The sequence below is a fragment of the Pseudomonas lactucae genome (assembly GCF_016937615.1).
GTDB classification, from domain to species: Bacteria; Pseudomonadota; Gammaproteobacteria; order Pseudomonadales; family Pseudomonadaceae; genus Aquipseudomonas; species Aquipseudomonas lactucae.
In genome coordinates, this window is the sequence record NZ_JAFHKI010000006.1 from 108,096 (window position 1) to 127,669 (window position 19,574).

At 55.9% G+C, this 19,574-nt stretch carries 6 protein-coding genes; 1 reads left to right on the forward strand and 5 read right to left on the reverse strand.

Annotated elements, in window-relative coordinates:
* Window positions 1-22 precede the first annotated feature (22 nt).
* The 5 genes from JWR98_RS01615 to JWR98_RS01635 form a co-directional block, all read right to left on the reverse strand.
* Window positions 23-2,122, reverse strand: coding sequence for a UvrD-helicase domain-containing protein (locus JWR98_RS01615; RefSeq protein WP_205489172.1), 2,100 nt, complete (start codon window positions 2,120-2,122; stop codon window positions 23-25).
* The gene (locus JWR98_RS01620) at window positions 2,119-8,451 is read right to left on the reverse strand and encodes a DEAD/DEAH box helicase (RefSeq protein WP_205489173.1); all 6,333 of its coding nucleotides are present in this window, start codon (window positions 8,449-8,451) and stop codon (window positions 2,119-2,121) included. Before JWR98_RS01620 ends, JWR98_RS01615 begins: the two co-directional genes overlap by 4 nt.
* A 5-nt stretch (window positions 8,452-8,456) precedes the next feature.
* Window positions 8,457-10,241, reverse strand: coding sequence for a DUF262 domain-containing protein (locus JWR98_RS01625; RefSeq protein ID WP_205489174.1), 1,785 nt, complete (start codon window positions 10,239-10,241; stop codon window positions 8,457-8,459).
* A gap of 173 nt (window positions 10,242-10,414) precedes the next feature.
* Window positions 10,415-15,337 (reverse strand): Eco57I restriction-modification methylase domain-containing protein, encoded by a 4,923-nt coding sequence (locus JWR98_RS01630; RefSeq protein ID WP_205489175.1) that lies wholly within the window; start codon window positions 15,335-15,337, stop codon window positions 10,415-10,417.
* 14 nt (window positions 15,338-15,351) lie between these two features.
* Window positions 15,352-18,216: a DEAD/DEAH box helicase gene (locus JWR98_RS01635; protein ID WP_205489176.1), complete on the reverse strand. Its 2,865-nt coding sequence runs from the start codon at window positions 18,214-18,216 to the stop codon at window positions 15,352-15,354.
* Window positions 18,217-18,782: 566 nt separating this feature from the next.
* On the opposite strand from JWR98_RS01635, the gene JWR98_RS01640 reads away from it, so the two are divergent.
* Window positions 18,783-19,406 carry a hypothetical protein gene (locus JWR98_RS01640; protein WP_205489177.1) on the forward strand — a complete coding sequence of 208 codons (624 nt, stop codon included), beginning with the start codon at window positions 18,783-18,785 and terminating at the stop codon, window positions 19,404-19,406.
* The last annotated feature ends 168 nt before the right edge of the window (window positions 19,407-19,574 follow it).

Below are 19,574 nucleotides of genomic sequence, written 5' to 3' on the forward strand. Positions count from 1 at the left end.
TTAGCTGTATAGGTCTGAGACTTCAGCCAACAGAGGGCCGCACTAGGAGAAACAAATTTCTCTTTGCTCGAGTAGCAGCAACGTGCAGCAGACATCTTTCAGAAGTTTCAGTGTCTTCGGTTACCCCGGCATCTTCATCACGGCTAAATTGCCCTGCATAAGTAGTGGCTCCCTTGTAGGCGGCAACAATCACTACGCTAAATTCAAGCCCCTTGATGCGGTGCATAGTGGCTAGACGGACGCCCAATAGTGCCGAATCGTCCGAGGTTGCGTTATCTAGTTTCAAGTGAATAATATTGGCTTGCTGCAGAGCTCTAGCAATGTTTTCCAGATCCTCGTTAGTACGTGCGGTGATGCAAATCTGTCGAGGCTCCATGCCATCGTCCTGCAGTTGTTTAAGGATCGTTTGTATATGCGGCATATCCTCATTAACGGAAGACGACTCAATGATATCCGGCACATCACCATGGGTAAGCGAACGGTAACCGCGCAGAGAATCCGCATTCCCGTCCAGGTCGTCGACAGCACATCCTTCAAGCTGAGCACAGGCCCATTGACGGATTTCGTCTGTGGTGCGGTAGTTCACCTTAAGGTTACGGCTGCGGCCACGAACCTCAATGCCCACCCGGCTCAGTACGACTTTGTGCCGGTAGATACGCTGGTGAGCATCGCCAACGATAAACAGGTCGTTTTCAGCTTCCTCTACGGCTGTGCGAATAAGCTCAAAACCTGCGTTGCTGATGTCCTGGGCTTCATCTACCACCATGGACCGAACTCCGAGTGCGGGCTGCTCTGTCCTTAACAACTGACAGGCTTCACGGAAGGCCTCTTCAGGCTCGCGCAAATTGGCGGCTTGCAGCTGGGCACGGTATTCGGCAAACACCGGCCAAATAGACTTACGCATCGCACGGCCGAGCTGACCGCCACGGCCGACTCGACTGGCACGCATATAGTCCTCAGCAGTTTCACAAGCTTGAGGCAGCACCACTCGCTCATACTCCGCACGCATGAACGTTAGGCTGAGATCAACCGATGTCGGCATCGCAGACAGAGCTGCTTGCCAGAAACGGCGACGATCGCCTTCGTTGTACAGCAGGTTATGTGGGTAGCCAAAACGACGCAGAAGGCTGGAAGCCCACTGATCCAGGTTCACTACTTGAATTTTCTCCAATTCCTGTGGGGTGCACAGCAGCGCCAAATGCTGGCGGATGTCCTCGGCAAGTGTTTTGGTGAACGTGGTAAACAAGACCGGACGACCAGGCAAGTTCGAATATTGTCGAGCAAGTCTTGCAGCGCGATGCATGGCGACAACAGTTTTACCAGTACCTGCACCACCGGTCACCTTCACTGGACCATTCCAGTCACGCTCCACCAACTTGCGCTGAGTTGGGTGCAGGAAGACCCTCCAGCGTTCTAGAGGTGCAGCCAGTAAGGCCTCCAGATCGCTGTCATCAGTCAGTACCACGAAATGACGACGCGAGCTATCGCGCTCCAGCGCAGCCCCGAAGTCTGCAGGGTCGACAGACTCTGGCGCGGCCTGATCACTGATGATCTTGTCGAAAAGCTCGCCGGCAGCAAATAGATACAACGCCTCGAATGCCTCATCGGGCAATTGCGCTTCCAGCGCCTCAAGTTCGCCTTCATTAGTTACGGCACGCACCGCTTCCAGCCGATCATCGGGTACGCCCAGCCGGCGAATCTCACGATCCTTGAGGGCATCGAACAGTCCCACTGCACGCACCTCGGCCGAGGCGTCAGATGCTTTCGTGTTAGCCACCTCCTGCACTGCATAAACCTGGATGCTGCCAACATCCGGATGGATCGCGACTCGATGGCGACGTGCCCACTGATAGGCATCGTCATGTTGGTCAACCCACAACAGGCAGTAAACGTTGCCCACATCAGGTTTAAGCACGATTCCACGCATATTGTCGTTGATCCGAACCGAGCGCATGTTCGGATCGGCGGCATCATGAATGCGCTCATAATTGATGCCGGTCGCCATTGGGTTCTGACGAAACTTTGCAACGAAGGTCAGTACCGCCTGCTGATGAGAACGTGGAACTACCGAAAACGACTTCAGAAAGTCATCGGACATTGCAATCTTGAGTGCCAGCGTCATGCCAGTGTCTCCATCAAAAGGGTTCTCAGCTCATCAGGCAACTCACTGCCATCAGCGGTAAAAGAATGCCAACCTTGGCCAGCAAAAAGCGCAGCCACTGCTCCAGAATCTGGCAGTAGTACGGCGGTACGAACATCTGGCCAAGCCAATTCGGCTTCTGCTATTACGCGGCCTTTCTCATCCATCAACTCATAGCCCACTTCTGGGGCGGTTACGTCCAGACCAGCCAGAGCCAAGCCCCAAGACTGTACTTCATGTGCAGCTAGACTCAGCGCTTCCTGCCAGGCTTCAGACAGTCCGCCGGATTTTGCTTTGAGCGCAGAACAATCCTGCAGCGCAGGTAACCCTGGCATTTCAGCGTTGCCAACCCAAATCTGACTCAGCGGCAACAATAAGTTAAGTGCCTGCCAAAGTTGCTGCCAGCGTAACTGCAGCTCGCTTTCGGGCAGGCCATCTTCTTTCCACTCGCCAACCAGAACAGGCTCAGAGTCTGCAGAGCCATTGCCCGTCATCACTTGCTTCAGATGCTCCGGGTGCATGGCAATGGCCAGCATCCAGGCTGTACCGAGCTGACGCAGGCTCAACCTATGCAGTTGCAGGTCAGGTAGCAGACCCAGCTCATCCAAACGCTGCCAGAAAGCCCCTTCGCGCAGGACTTGAAGCGCAGTAGTGTCACCCGGTGGCATCAACATTCCCGCAGCCAGGCAGACGGCCAATTTGCCGAGCGCTTGATGTTGCCCATGGGCTAAACGCTGATGCATCTGGCTAAAGGACGGCAGCGATTTGAAATTGGAGAGTGTTGCGATGCCCTGTGCCGCGCACAGCTTCTGCACTACCTGCTGTGGATCATCATTAAGCAAAGTTGCCCAAGGCGATGGCGTAGGTAATACCTGGTTTTGCAAAGCGCATTCGACATCATCCCAGGTTAGCGTCCAGACTGAGAACTTCCCGCTCCTGGCCACCGCCATACGTTTGGCTATATCGGTAGTAATGATGTCTTTGTGGTACTGCCAACCATCAACAAAGACCGCCACGGGCAGGTCGTCGGCGGCATCGTCTGGCCAGAATACGAAGTCAGGCTTGCACGGAATCAACACACCTTCGCTGGCTCCCAGATTGACCTGCAACTCCATCCGCCAGCGACGCGAGCCAGCCTGTATCTGATAGCCCGCCTTGCCCTTGAACAATAGCTCACTCAGCTTGAACTTCTCACCTTCATGCTCACGGCGCAGCGCTTCGACAAACCGCCTCTCCAGCATGCTATCCAGTAACTGGTTAGCTGGCTGGACGTCGGCCAGATGGGTAACTGGCTTCAGTGCTCCCTTGTACTGCATCACCTCACCCAACAATTTCTGTGCTGTACGTCGCGAGATAGACTTACGATCATGGCTGTTGTGATAGCGGTACACACAGCGATAACAGCCATCGGTGTCCGCATTCTGGTTGCAAGTACAGGTATTGAGGGCTTGCAGTGCAATGTCGAATACTTCCAACAGCGGTTCGGGCGCGCGCATCAATTCCTTGAGATAGCCGGTGCCACCTGGCACGCTGTCGTAGATCACCAGATAACAACGCGGCGTATCTGAGCCCGCAGCCATACGCATATCTAGAGCAATACGCAGATGGTCCACTGCTCCCCTAAACCGCCGCGCCAACCCCAACTCCAGAGCCGACACAAAGCTCAGCAGGGCCTCGTTGGTATCGGCAAAACCCACCTCGGGCAAAAACAGACGAATGCCCTCACTAGTGAACTCGCGGTAGAGGAACACGCACTGCTGCGTGCTCGCCTCGGGGTTCTTGCGCTTCGCGCACCAGGACGAATGGTTTCGATATAGCTCCTCGGCCTTGCGCTTGCGCTGTAAGGTGCCGCACTCGGGGCAGATGCTAAAACCAGGGCGGCTGAGTTCCTTCCCGCCGATCTCCATCGGCATGCCTTCCGCTGACTGCTCGCCAAAGTTCACCTCGCGAAAAGTCACCCGATCGAGAAACTCGAAGCCGAAAGGAAATGTTTGCTCGTCAATCACAAAGGCCTGACGCACCGCATCAGGCGGGCTATCCACCAAAGCTTGGCGCACATAAAAACCGCGCTGACGCTCGTCTGAGTCGTCAGCAATACGGCTATCGCGATCCAGCGTTCGGGCAAACACCGTGGTCAAACGCAACATCTCGTGCACCCGGCCACTGTCGCGCCACAGCGTATCGCCACAGCGTGGGCAGTTAGAGTGTTGATCACCTGAGGATAGCGGCTCGGTATAGGAGCACTGCCTACAGAAACGCCAGTGCTCCGGCTTGATCTTCGATACGTCGATCTGGTTGATCACCACCCGCCTGCCTTCGGCATAAAAGGTGTTGTTCGGTGCCAACTCAGTGATGGCCGTTGATCCAGGACGCTCATATTCGAAGGTCAGAGGATCAGGAGCGGATGTCCCGGCCTTTGAATCGCGCACAATGATCGAGCGCAACAGCACACCTTGCTCCGGGAACGCATAGTTGGGTAGCAAGCCCTCATCAGTCAGCACATTGAGCGTAGCCTTACCCTCAATGCTGCCAATCAAACGCGAAAGCGCAGTTCGATCCTGAAGCAGTCGTGCCAACTCCAGCTCCTGATCCTCACCACGCACCGTCAATGCCTGCAGCTTATCGATCTCCTTCACTGCGGCCTCACGCTTACGCTTGATGCTTTCAACATCACTAGCAATGCTCTGCAAACGGTTGACGATCTTATACGCCAACGGGCTGCTATCACCGTTGCTGCCCTGAATGAAATTAGCCAGCCATTGGCACGTACCGTCGCTCAAAGGGCACATATCTCCCTGATTGAACAAGCGCAAGAACCGTTCAAGAAGCGACGCTTGGTGCTGCTCCACATAACTCAACCAAGGGTAAGGAAACTTGCTGTTGGTCTGATTATTGATCGCAGTGAACACCCCACGAATTTCCTGAGGGATCTGCGCCGCCCGCCCGTTCTCATGCACCCAGCAATCTAGAGTGAACGCTGTAAGTTGACGCTCAAGTACCGCCGAGGCGTTAAGGAAAACCCCAGGTGCCTGCACGGAACCTGCAATCATGGTTTTCGGGTCATCCCAGAAATACAGGTCATGCGGCTTGCTGGTCGCCATGCTCATCAGCAACGCATTACCAGTGCTACGCCCTGCCCGACCGGCTCGCTGAATGTAGTTTGCCTGCTGTGGAGGAACCGAACATTGCAGCACGCTGGACAAGTCGCCAATATCGATACCCATCTCAAGAGTGGGTGTCGCGGAAAGCACATTAATGCCCCCGGGGCGATCACTGTTGGATTTAAAGTTGCGCTCTACTGCCTCGCGCGTTTCGCGCGGCAGTAAACCAGTATGCTCGTGCGCCACTACCCGCCGAATGTCCGCATTCAGGTAGAGTTTGCGATAAAAATCACCGGGTACATCTAGTGCGTGCAACTCGCCCCGGCAATCGACGCGGCGACACGCTTGCTCAGAAAAATCATCCTCTGGGCCAGAGAGTGTTGTGCTGTGGCAGCTGGCACACCGCCACACCTTGCCACCCAAGATAACGTGGAAAGCAGAGGGCTCCAGCCCCCATACACGGATATCCGGCTTCTCGGTAGCCTCCTCAAAACCTGCTAAGCCAACGCTTTCCAATGCCTCAAGAGCAAGCCGATAAAGCGGCGCAATCAAGGCATCCGTACCCAGCGCCAGATCATGCAAAGCAGGCAATGCCTTGAACGCCCAGTCGCTAAACAAACGGGCATGGCTCTTAGTTATACTGACACAGCGACCAAACTCTGCCAGTGTCAAAAACCTCGGAGGCCGCGGGCTGGTTAGAAGCTTGAACTGGCTTGGATTCTTCTTATACCCCCAAGGGCTGCTACCCATTCGCGCATAAAACCCTAGCTCCTGATCACGCCAAGCCCCGATGCGCTGCATGTTTTCCAGTAGCCCGCGCAGTAAAACAACAACTTCTTCCAGCTGCGCGGCGGCTAACGGTTCAAGCGTGTCACGTAGACGTGGCAACAGCCATTGAGCGGCTTCGTCTAACTTGCCCGCAAGTGGCACTACGCATGCAGTTCCCGTCGCTACCAGAGTGCGACCAATATGAGCATCCTGGCCAAACTCTGCATTGAGGACCCAAGGCAACACCCTCGCCAACTCGCTAGGTAGGTTGCTGCTTTCAGGCAGCGCCCCCTCTTCCATCAGGGTCTCGTAATCACGTAGCCACTGCATTTGCGGCGGCAGGAAGTTAGCAATGTAATGACCATCACCTAGCGCCGTGCGCCAACGTTGCGCGAATGCTGTTGGCAAATTTTCTAGTGTCACAGGTCGCCCAGCTGCATAGGCATCAGCAATTACCTGCGCCAACGCCGGGCGTAAGTTCATTCGCCAGGTTCTCGCGGCAAGGAACCCTGCACGATGCGCCGCATCCTGTACCGAGTCCGAGAAAGCAATCAGCTTCTTGTCCGGATTGAAGCGCGTTGCAAACAACTGTCCCACCATCACCGCCGCCAGACTGGCCGCTTGCGAACCAACAATTGTCAGCGTTTTATAACCGGCACAAAAAGGACAATCATGGTGCGACTTGGTGTACTTCGCGCCATTGCGCGTACCTTCACGCAGGTTGCTGGCAATATCTATAGCCAGCAAAGGCTGATCCTCACAGTGTGAGCATTCGGTTTGTGATGCCTGATGCAAGGAGCCGCAGGCAGGGCATACCTGCTTGCGCTCGAACACTGCTGGGTTCGCCCCCGCACTGGAGGGAAAGATAAAACGGGTACTCACATCCTCGGCGAAGAACGCGCTGTAAAACGCTTGCAAATCATGAGTGAGTTGATTGGGGCTGATCTTTTGCTGCGTAGAACCCCAGCCGGTGGCGTGGCACTCGCGGCAATGGATCACCGGCAGATGCAGCCGCTCCATATCGGCTTTACGTAAGTCATCGTGATGCCGAAGCTGCGGTTCAGCATCCAGAACAGCCACCATGCGGCGCAGCTCACGTAGCCAGATTTCCACCTTTACCTGCAAGAAAAAGTTCTGATGTGCATCCTGGCGTGCATGCGCCACCAACGACAGCAGGCTAGACAACCAAAGCAGCGCAAAGCGCTCATCATCGCAGCTCGGCAAACGGCGCTTGAGCAGTACCAACAGGTCATCCAGCAACACGGACTTTGGTCCAAGACGCTCCAAATCACGCAAAAGATTCTGGAAGGCAAAGTGGCTCTTCAGGTCCTTACCCAAGCCACAGCGCCAAGCAAAATCCTCTGCCTGCGTGACCGAGCAAGGCTCACCGAACCACAAAGGCGCTTGGGCCGCCAGATAGGCATGCAGGTCGTCAAAGTTATCGGGTGCCAAGGTATCCAGATCACTGGGCTGCGGGCTTTGGGTGAACTCAACTAGGGCTTCAGCGAGATAATCCCCAACCGACTCGCGGTCCTCGGCGATAACCGCACTGTCATTCAACACTTCACCAAACACATCACCGGCAAAGGCCAGCAAATCGCTAACGCCATCATCGCCCAGCGTTGCCGAAGTACCGACGCACACCAACTGGCCCGGCGGCGCCTTCAGACGTCCCTTGAGACGGCGAATCAAACAGGCCAGATCAGTACCCTGCGCACCGTCAAAGGTATGCAGCTCATCCACCACCAAATAACGCAGCGTGTCCGGCTGCTGATGCGCCCACAAAGGGGCATCTGCTGCACGCAGCAGAAGAAAGTCCAACATCTTGTAGTTGGTCAGCAGAATATCCGGCGGATTTTCACGCAGGGCATTGCGGTCGGTAATCACCGAATAACTGCCGCCACTCAATTCGGCGACCGTTTGCGACTCTACAGCCGGTGCATCGCCCACATACAAGCCTGCACGAATCCCACTAAGGCCAGCGGCCTTAACGATTTCCTTGGCCACGCGCCCAGATTGGTCGCTGGCCAAGGCATTCATGGGATAGAGGATGATCGCCTTGATGCCACGCCGCCCCTCGGCACGCGCCACTCGACAATGCTCAAGGATCGGATATAGAAAGCACTCGGTCTTACCCGACCCCGTACCCGTTGCCACCAACGTGGATTGAGCCTCTGATCCCGCCAGCCGCGCAAAAGCCTTGGCCTGATGTGCATGGGGCACAAAGCTGGCGGGTAACCAAGGAAAAGCTGGTAACCCGCCATTAAGCTGCTTGCGAAATGGCAGTGGCAATGTCAGATATGGCCCTTTGAAGATATTGCTGCGCTCAGCCAAAAAGCGCTCCAGCAAGCCCTCAAAACCAGTAGTAGTGGACGGGAATGCGGTGCGCAGAAAGTCTGCGACGCCCTGAGTGACCTGCTGAGAAACGATAAGTGGCTGCATATTTTTTACTCGGCAAGATCAGCTTCAGTGAGGGGCCATTTTTTCACTGAGAACTTGGCAATCTCGATGCTACGGGCAAGGATCGCATCCTTGGAAAAGGCTGGATTGGCACTAGCGTTCTTGGCCGCCCCCCCCTGGATTAACCTGAACTGCGAAGACCGGTACAATTTCTGATCGCGCATCTTGTTCTCCGCTGAGCAGTTATTGCAGGCACTGTTGATGCGCTTCTCAAGCGGTGCGAGATTACCGAGCAGATGGATATGCTCGAGATAGGCGTCTTCAGTGCGGAAACCATACAGACGGACGCCAAAGGAAGGCTCCTGCGGAAGAATATGCTCGATGGTCAGACCTGCAGTACTGATCTCGACCAGGTCTCCTATATCGAGCTGTGGCAAACCCACGGCGACTCTGGCTGCGCTCTCAGATTCCAACAAAACTCGCGCAAGCCCAGGGTTTCGGAACATCTCCTCCCCAGCCAAACGCGACTCGAACTTAGCGCTTGGCATAAACCGCTGACAAAAATTGATCAACCGCTCAGCAATCTCCTCAGTGGTTAAATGACTAAACGCTCGCATGAGAGCAGCCATGTCGGCTTGCGGATTCGTACCCTGCAGTTTAAACACACGAAGGTCTGCGAGCTCAATCAACTCAAGCATCGAATAATTCAGATAGCTAGGTACTTGCACCTCCAGCATCTTCGAAGTGAACAGGCGGATGATCAGCGGGTAAAGCGTGGCCGAGAGATCCTGAACAACCAGCAGCAGATAAAGGCCTCGGTTGGTTCGCCCCCCCTCAGCCAAACCGAGCAGACCTTTAAAGAACACCTCCAAATCACTGACATAATCACTGATAAACCTGGCTAAGCGCTCCTTGTCGCCGCGCATGGCTTTGAGTGCCGGCTTGAGGAAAGACTCCAGAACTGTTTCAGAGGTTGCGTTGTAATCCGCCCCGGACTCCACATCGTGTTGCTCGCCGTTAAACGCGAAATAGTGATACCGCAGCACGTCGTCTTCCCGGAACGGATCACGATTGATCAGACGAATCTGATAACCCGGCTCCGCCGCGAGCTTCTTGAGTTTGCTAAAGCTGCGGAAGGCCTCACCGAACTTATCAGCGATCATCGAATCCAATTCGCCATCCAGAAAGCGATTGGAGTAATAGATCAACAAACTCTTGACGATATCCATCTTCGCCAAAGGTACCCCCCGGTCGTTGACCGACTGGAACATGCGAATGGCTTTACCCTCATTGGCCTCGGTGAACTCAAGCACCTCAAGATGGCTGATGCTCAGCAACCAGCTCTTGATGGCTTCCTGTCCTTGGTGCACCTTGATGGCTCTGATGCGTTGGCGAATCCACTGGTAGGCAACCAGTAAACGCTGCTGGCCATCAGAATCAGGCTCTGGCATCTCATCATTCAGTAGTGCAGAAAAGAATGACTTGTTACTGCCAAGAACGGTGAACTTGGGGCCGTATACAGGATGCGTGATGTAGGTACTGCGGTAATGCTCCTTGATGGGCAACTCATCGACTGCATCAACCAAAGCATCGAGCAGCATGGTCAGCGTGGTAAGCCGCTGCTGACCATCCACCACTCGCACCGGTGCCATCTTTCCAGTCTGCGACAAGATAAAGGTGCCCAGATAGTGGCCACCGCCCAGCTCCATCGCTTCCTCGATATCCTCAAACAAGTCGTCGATATTGCTGGTCGTCCAGGCGTAGTCACGCTGGTACGCGGGAATTTCCAGGGTCTTGCCGGTGAAGAACTGCTCGATGGTTTGGGTAGCCAAAATCCGTTTCCTTATGGTGGTAGCTCAGCGGTGTGCTGGTATCCAGGCTTTAGCGGCTAGCGCACGAAATAACGATGGCTCGCGCCATCACGCTTCAACATCTGTTGCTCATACAATCCGTCAGCAGAACTTTGAGCTGTCCGATATCCGCCTTGCTGAGTCCTCCAGTAGGGTTAGCAATGGTTCGCCTCCTTGGCAAAATGCGCCCAGGCTACGTGATAGTCAGCTTCGCGGTCAGCCAGCGTGAAAGGGGCGGTGTATTGGATGGTGCGGTGTATTGGGCCGCCGGGTTGGGTGTCGTCAAGGATAGGGCACTCGATGACGGTGCCGTCGGGGACTTGGGGTTGGCCGTTTTTGGGTTTTACATCTTCCCAACCGAGACGACCGGTTTTGGTGCTGCCATCGGGCAGGCGCACGGTGCAGCTGGCGTCGCGCTTGCCGGCCTTGCGCTGCAGGCCCACGCCCGCAAGCCCAATGTTCACGGTGAAGATGATGCGCCCCTGAGCGTCGTACCATGTGTCACGCTCGTTCTGATGCATCACCGGGAACTGCACGCGGTAGATGGTGAGCAGTTCGTCAAGCGTGAGTCCGAGTGCCTGGGCAGCGAGCACGTCGATTTCCACCAGCGCCTGACGGCGAGCATAGTCGCTGCGCAGGGCACAGTTGCGCTGCCAGTCGGGGGTGAGCTGAGTGAAGAAGTCCTGCGTCAGGCGCGGGTCGTTACTGGCCCAACAATCCTGCTGAAAAGCGGGCTGCCAGCAGTCGCGCCAGAGGTCAGCGTAGTGAGTGGTGAGGCAGTTAAGTGTCAAGGTTCTCAACGCAGCAGCAGCCTGCATTTCCACCATAGGAAACTGCTCCCAGATAAAGTGCAGATTGCTTCGTCCGGTGGTTTTGATAAAGAAATCTGCGGTCAAAGACGACGAAAAGATCGCTTGATACAGCAGGTGCTCAACGCTTTTGAATACGGTGCTTTGCACGCCGTTAATATGCGCCTGTCCCGGTGCTGCAATTGAGCCAATCAAAGTACGCTCACCTGACTGGGACAGCATGCCGCGAAAAGCCATGCGATAATACCTTGTCGCCGCTCTCGCTTCGCGCTCGCCCTCTTCCACCCAGCTCACCCTTGGCACACGACGGGCGTACTCCTGTGCGTCGCAGGCTGGTAGGTAGTTAGTACGCGCCAGGTAGTCGTCAGGTAGTAATTCAAGGTCGAGCGGATCATAAGCACGTGGAGTTGTGCAAACCATACGAGGTGTCTTGTAGAACGGATTACCGACAAAGAAATGCGGGCCGGACAGCACAAACTCGGCGGGATCAGAGACAAAACCGTCTTCGCTGGTGTTACGGCGGCAGATGGTGCCGTCCTTTTGCGCGCCAGTTTCGTGCCACATTTCAAGGGTGCCATAATTACCCTGCAGATCTCCGAGTCTTCTTGGTACGCAGGCAAATTTTTCCAGCACTGCAACCAGCTCACGGCTATGTACCGCGGGCAAGCGGGCCTGCAATGCAGGAGTCCCAGGAATGTCATAGAGCTGAGCAAAGGTAGCCAGCAAGGCTTCATCCACTTCTATCACTCGACTGGCATGACCGGCCGTATTCCATCCACCTTCATTCCTTTTAATACCCGGAACGGAGCCACCGCCAGTATGTTCCAGGCTGGCCGCTACCGTCGCTGTCGCGAACAGGTTGGCCATTGTCCGGAAGCGAATCTCGTTCTGAACACGCCCATAAACGTTGATGGAATATCGGACCCAGATCATCACTTCCTGAAACAACAGATTCACATTGGTGAACTGGTAATGCGCCTTCAAGCGAGGATATAGGGATGCGCGCAGCTCTCCCGCCTTGGGGTCGTCATACACCCCCTCGGGGTGCAGTAGCGCCTGTACGCCACTACCGATCTGCCACACCAGCGGCAGAAAGCATTTGTACAGATTGTTCTGCTGACCCTTGAGTAGCGGATAGTTCTGTACGGCGTTGAGAAACTGCCCCATACCTTCTGTAGCCACGCACTCAGCCAGAAAATCAGCCTTTGCGTGCGGCAAGGCGGCAAACACCGCTTCACGCTGATCCGCCGTCTGCTTGGCGCTAAGCTTACGAATGGCAAAACGCGGATCAAAGTCCGAGAGCAGCGCCTGCTCGTTCCACTCCACCTTGATCCAAGGCGGGTTACCCAGCACTACATCAAAGCCGCCACGATCCTTGAAGACATCAGCAAACTCCAGCGCCCAATGCATAAAGTGCTGCTGGCCGGCCACTTGCTGCGCCACCTGCAGTTGAGGCAAGGCGTTGATCAGCGCGGCGATATCGACATAGCCGTAACGGTCACGCTCGGGAGCAAAGTCCAGCCCCTGCTGCGGGTGGGTTTCTGGGAATAGATCATCCGCCGACACACTGTTCAGGCTGGCATTGCCGAGCAGTACAGTTTCCAGCACAAACCACCAGTGTTCGCGGCTAGGCAACTCGCTGGCTTTATCCAGTGGCCAGAACCACAGGGCGCACCAGGCATCCATCACCAGTTTGAGGCGACGGTATGGGCTGGCATTTTTCTGCGCTTCGCTAAGCATTTCCCGCTGGTAGGCGGCATCTTTCTGCGCGGTGCTAGTCGGAGCGCGGTTCGCGGCCGGGTCGGGCCATACATGAAGCTCATCGCAAGTAGCGGCGCGCACACGGGCCAACTCCTGGGCGTGTTGCTGCCAGAGCTGCTCGGTGGCAACACTTAGCGCCTGTACCCGTTTGATTTCATCGCTACTCAGCGGCGCAGTAAAGGCGTTGCGCCATTGTTTGAATTGGTTGAAGGCCGCGGGCTTCAGTGCCTTTATCACCTTATCGCTGACCATACCCATGCCTTCAGCAGGTAGCAAAAAGTGGTATACATCGGTAGCGGCGGGCACTTGTGTGAGTGGCAAAGCACGCGGCGCGGCAGCGCGCCAGTCGCGTTCGGGCAGACCGTTTTCACCCCTGCCCGGGCTGAGCTGGGCGGTGCTAAACAGTTCGCGTCGCGCGCCCACCAGGGAGTTACCGTTGTACAGCTGCAAGCCAAACCACGGCACATGGCTGCCTTTGAAAATGGCGTTGAGCCACAAGGAGACTTCGGCTAGCTCCACCGCAATGGGGTTGAGGTCCACACCGAAGACATTGCTGTCGGCAATGAACATCTTCACCCGCTGTTTTTCTTCGGTGTACTGCTCGTGCGGGATAGTGCGGCCCAGCTCCTTCTGCTTGGCCTGCAGATAAGCTTCGGCTAATTGGCTGACGGCCTCGTTCAAGAACGCAGCGCTACCCATGGCCGGCTCGCACACGGTGAGCTTCAGAATTTCATCTGCCGACTTGCCGGGGACAATCTCCTTCAGCGCATGCTCGACCAGGCATTTGGTCAGCACTTCCGGGGTGTAATAGCTCGCCGATTTCTCGCGGGCACGACCGGCCAGGCGATAGATAAAACTGCCCTTAGGATGAATCTTCGTATTGCCACCAAACAAGCGTTCAGCGTCTGTATAGTGGCTGATGCTACTAGCAGGTACAAAATACGCCGCATCCAGCGGGTTGACCTCGGCATCTTTTTTCTTGTCGGCGGCGCTGGGGGTATCGAGGCCTTCCTCTCTGTCCGTATCACTCTCGCTCGAATCGTCTTCTTCGCTCTCGTCGCCCGTACTTGCCTTCTTACCCTTGGGGTCAGGGCGTACCTCGTAGAGATCTTCTTCGGCGAAAAAGCCACGGAAGGACAGCAGCGATTCGTACACCGCACCCAGTTGGTTGATACCGAGGGTGCCATAGCTGATACGCCCACGACGGCTCTTGCCACCGCCCCGGGACAATGACATTAGCTCGATCACTTTCTGCAGCACCGAGTTACGCAGCTTCACGCTACCCAGTAGCGGTGTGCGCGTAGGGTCAAACAGGTGTCCTTGTAGCGGCGCGATGGTGAAGCCGTTGTCGAGCAAGCTATCATGACTGCCACCCAAGTCGAGCTGACTCGCCCTGGCATCCCGGTGCGGATAGCCTTGCCAGATCAAGCCAAAGAGCTGCCTGAGGCTGTCGTGAAAATAGAAACCTTCCTGAGCTTCGCTGGTGATCAGCGGGGTTTGTTCCAATTCGCGCAGGTGCTCGATGCTGTAGCCCTTGAGGTAGGCCTCGGCATCGATGGGCGCATACCCCAGCTCGGGCCGCGCCTCGATATAAAACATAAACAGCAGACGGTACATGTAGCGCAGGCTTTCACGACTGAGCTGGTCGGCTAGGTCGGTATCGTTACGCTCAAACACCTTCTCTTTGGCCACCGTGCGTTTGTACCATATAGCCTCATTGGCAATCAGCTCAATGCATTCACGTAGGGCGTATTTGAGATCAGTGGATACCTCAAAGGCATGCTTGTGCGAGCTGTCGTCCAGGCTGTCGAGCAGCGCCACGCCGCCTTCCACCGGAAGCACCGACTGGCTGCCCAGCAGCGCGGCCATAGCGCGGAATTGCTTGTCATCACGCGGACCGAACAGTTCCGGCAGGTTGAAGCGCAGCAGTGCCTTGCGCCCCCATTTGCTGCGCTCGATCAGCAGCCACTCTTCATGGTGCAGCAGCAATACCCAGCGTGGCGGGTGGTCGTCGGCAAACAGGCGTTTGCTGAGGGTTTCCTCCCAATCGCTGTGGGCATATTTACCTTTGCCTTGTTCACTGGCCGCCGGCGCAAGCAATTGCAGTGGGCTGTTCTCGTCGTCTTCCGCATTGGCAATAGCTGCCGCAACAACCAACAGCGGCTGGTGCTTGGCATCGCGGTACACCGCGAGCACCGGCAATTCGCCTTCGGCCAACGTAAGGTTCTGAGGCACTAGCTCGTAACCTAGGGCAGCGAGCAGAGGCTGCACTAAGTCAATAAACAGGCTGGCGCGCTCGCTAGTTTTGCGCTCATTCAGAAAGCGCTCGCGGGCACGGAAGTAACCATTAGCGCCCGCAGCAGTGCGCAGACGAGCGACGGGGCTTTGCGCGCCCTGCTCTTTCCATTGGTCAAACAGCGGCTTGAGGTCTTTTTCGAGGATCTCGTCCAGGTAGTGCTGGCTGTAGAACTCGTTGGCATTGGTGAGGCCGGTGATGGCAAAACTCATGCTGTATTCCTTCCTTAAGCCATCAGTGCGGCAACAACGGTGAACTGAGCGCGGTCATCCAGTTGCAGGGTGTCGCGAATCCATTGTTGGTAGTTGCTGAACAGGTCTGCGGTGGCGCTTTCTTTCTGCTTACGTTTGGCTGCGATGACCTGTTCTATACCCTTGGCGAAATCGATTTCCAGCTGTTCGTTGTGTTTGAGCTGCAGGGTTTGCAGTTTGGCCAACTCGCGCTCCAGACGTTGGCGGCAGTTGGCATCGAAGGCCTGCTTGATCGGTTTGATGTGTTTTTCAGCTGCCTGAATAACCGCCGGTAGTGCACTTTGCAGGGCACGGCTGTCGGGCGCCTGACCATCGTTGGCCTGGGCTTTCGCGGTGCTGGTGAGTCCTGTGCGCTGTAGTGTTTCCGCCAGGCTGAGTACGCCTACCACCTGCCCAGCAGCATCGAGCTGTACACCGAGCCACTCGGCTAGCACGGCTTGACCCCGGCGATTGGGCACCTGGGCGAGCACCAGCACGATGGCTTCGCCTGCGGTCAGCCCCTTCGCAACGCGCAGCAGCGGCGCACGCTGGCGACGAAACAGTGCCATAAGTTTGTAGTCGAGCCACTGGGCAATTGGGTTGAGCGCCCAGAGGTAGTGCAGCTGCGGCCAGGCATTGGTGTCGCGCGCCTGTTTGATGGCCTCTTCAACCACAGCCTTATCGGCGCTCAAGGCAAAGGTATTATCGTTCGGCCACATTTCGCTGGCCAGATCACGCTTGAGCACCTGGGCAAGGTCGCGACTGGGCTGGAAGCTCAGCGTGCGGCTGGCATCATCCGTTTTGATTGCAGCATGTTCGCGCGGCGACTGTTGCGCCAGCCAGCGCAAGGCATCGCGAAGGTAAATGTAGCTGTCGTTAAACAGACTGGTGAGTTCAGCAGTGGGCACCATGAGCACTGCTGTGCTGGCGGGCGCAACGCTATCAGTGCCGGGTACGTTCGCGCCCCACAGGGCTTCGAAAGGGTCGATATCATCCCCAGCCAGTAGCGCGGCGAATTCCTCGACAGGGCGGTTGCCTTCAATGGCCTTGGCCACTTCGAAGGCTTCCAGCTCCTCGTCATACAGCCCCATAAAGGCTGATGGATCGCCGATATTCTTCGCCGCCTGCACGTCCTTAGCAATCAGGATTTCCAGGTAGCGCAAGTCACCGCGAATTCTCTCGTGGCGAGGTTCTGTCAGCAGGTAGCCGATTTTCGGGGCATGCAGTTGACCATATCGATCCACACGACCATTGCGCTGCTGGAACACCATCAGTGACCAGGAAATATCGAAGTGGATCAGCCGATGAGCTTGGTAGTGCAGGTTAAGACCTTCGGAGGCCACATCCGAGGCAATCAGCAGGCGCAGGGGCGAATGGGTTTTGCCGAAATCTTCGACCGCCTGCTGGATGTCCTGGTCAGGCAATTGGCCGTGCAGGATGGCTACGGCGTTGTCTTTTAACCCCAAGGCCTTGGGCAGCTCTAGCTGGAGGAATTTCAGTGTTTCCACTCGCTCGGTGAAGATCACCAGGCGGTCACTTGGATCTTTGCCATCCCAACGCCAGTGCTGACCTTGTTTGAGCTGGCTGATGAGGTGCTGGAATTTGCTGAATTTGTCGGCACTGATGGCCTGCACCAGAACTTGAAGATCACGCAGCCCCTCAAGATCAGGATGGCGTGCGTCTTTTACCTCGAGCTTTCGGATGCGCTCTTTCAGCGTTTGTAGGCAGGCTGCCGGGGAAGAGAACAGCGCCTTTTCCAGCACGGTGCGGAACAACATGGCACCGTCGCGCGCACCGGTCCCGTCGCTATTAAGTTTGAGCTCGGCTAGGGCATCGAAGGCGAGGTTTTCCGCCGGGCTTGCGGCGCAGGCCAAACGAAACACTTCTCGCTCTGGGAACTCCTGCGTCATCTGCTCGCGCACGTCTTTCTTGAAACGGCGAACAAAGAGGTGATCGACATCCTCACGGGTGTAGTCGGCCCCTGCTGGTAGCACCGTGGGGTCGAGCATGCGCACGAGGCTGGCGAAGCTGTCTTTTTTGCCGTTGTGCGGCGTGGCGGTGAGCAAGATCAGTGCATCGGAGCGTTGCGAGAGTAACTCAGCCAAGCGATTACTTTGGGTACGATTGCCCTTGTAGGAAACGTTGTGGGCTTCGTCGATGATGATCAGATCCCACCAGGCGCTTTCCAGGTAGTGCCGGTACTCGCTGTCGCGCTTCAAGGTATCGACCGAGATTATGGTGCGGTCGAAGTAGTTGAAGGGATTGTGATTGGCAGGGATATCGCGACGAATGCGCTGAATACCGGCTGAGTCCAGGCGGGTGAGCGGGATGGTAAAGCGGTTCCAGAACTCCTGCTGAAACTGGCGCATCATACTTTTGGTAGTGACCACCAAAATGCGGCGCGCTTTACCTCTGCGCATCAACTCAGCAGTAAGGATGCCGGCCTCAAGGGTTTTACCTAGGCCTACTGTATCCGCAATGAGCAAGCGCGGGCGCAGCTGCTGCAAGACCTGATGAGCGGGCTGCAACTGAAACGGCAGCGCATCCATGACCCCATGCTGACCAATCACTACCGACTCGCTTTGCAGCGCCGACTGACGCAGACGCGCCTCGATAAACAGCCGCGAAGCAATAAATGTGGGCGATTCGTCGTACACCAGCTCAGTCTTTGCTGGGTCAATCAGCGTGACGCCTTCGAGTTCAGTGAGGAAAAGCGCATGACGATTGCGCACGGTTTCCGACACGCCTATGCAGGAGAGCTGCCAGCCACCAAGATTGCATTGGTCGGCATTCTGGATAATCCACTCTTCATCGCGGATCACTGCACGTGCACCGGGGGCTGGGGCTTGGGTCAGTTGCATTGGTGCAATCCTTGTCAGGGCACTAGGTACACAGAAAACTGCATTAAGATAAATCGATCGCCTAATAAACCCAGACAGATCGGCACTCCGCTGATCAATTCATTACCGCTCAGTCGCGGCATGAGCCGATGCATTTTCAGCAGTGATAACGTCCGTCGAGGACGCCACCACGTCTATCTGGCGGGTGGCACTTTACCAGCTTTGCGCTTATTGGAACGGGCGGGGTTTCAACAGATAGGGTCATCAAGGATGCCAAAACGAAAGGACCTTGAAAGGGATGGTCGTAAAGACGGCCTCCGTCACCTCGAATCATCCACATGGTTGGCATATTGGTTCGCGCACCATCCTAGATTGGGGTAAAAATGCAGCAAGGGTGATAGCCTTTTGGAATGCAATTGATCATAACTGATACTCGACAGACGCAAGGCGATTAGCCATCATCAACTGCTATCGTTTTCCCTTTTGCGAGTCGCGGTACCGCTTCTACCGCTCGCCTTTGCATCGGACGCTCCCCCTTGAACGTAATGAATGTAATGCCTCAGCTTTCCCTTTCGCGATCTGGACCGGTGAACGAAGCCGGCGAGGCGGTGCACTTCCGCCAGGGGGATCTCGACGGGGCCTGTGGCCCCTATAGCTTGATGATGGCACTGGTAGCCAATGGCATTGTTACCCGCTTTGAAGCGAGTTACATGGGGTTGCACGATGGTCGAACCCGATTGGGAAAATTTTATAACCGGTTGATTGAGTTCGGTGGGCTAATCAATAACGGCACCGACGAGTACGACCTGGATTGGTTACTGGATTGCTTTCGTAACCAGCTCAGCCTGAAGAAATTCAACGGCACTACCCGTTCACTTGTCACTGATTTGGTCGCAGCGGTAACCGCTGGGTACTCAACGATTGTCGGCGTGGACTGGCCAGGCGGCGAGGGTCATTGGCTATTGGTGGTCGGCTATCAGAGTCAGGTGATTGACGGTCCGGAAGGTCGGGCCAAAACCATAGTGACTCACTTTTTGTGTCTAGACCCCTTCTTGGAAGCGCCCAGAGTGTCGCTTTGGAATGCCGTGCTAGAAGTCCAAACGACGGAAGGTACGGTAGTGAACGCCGGTCGTTATCCGTCCAACCATTGGGGTGGTCTCGAGCCTACGAAATGCCGGATTACCAATGGCCTGGGTATCGGCAAGCGATAAGCGCGGCGATGCTTGTTATCCAGTGTAAACGACAGCGCTTGCGCTAAAAGAGTACCCCCGAGCTCATACCAGAAAGCCCCTACCAACTGGCGACCGTCGAGGATGAGGATGCTCGTAGCGGCATTGCGAGCTATTTTTGATCAACGTCGCACCTTACAGTCTCGGATA

Coding starts and splice junctions, on each gene's coding strand:
- JWR98_RS01615 (WP_205489172.1), bottom strand. CDS start 2,122: ATGACGCTGGCACTCAAGATTGCAATGTCCGATGACTTTCTGAAGTCG.
- JWR98_RS01620 (WP_205489173.1), bottom strand. CDS start 8,451: ATGCAGCCACTTATCGTTTCTCAGCAGGTCACTCAGGGCGTCGCAGAC.
- JWR98_RS01630 (WP_205489175.1), bottom strand. CDS start 15,337: ATGAGTTTTGCCATCACCGGCCTCACCAATGCCAACGAGTTCTACAGC.
- JWR98_RS01635 (WP_205489176.1), bottom strand. CDS start 18,216: ATGCAACTGACCCAAGCCCCAGCCCCCGGTGCACGTGCAGTGATCCGC.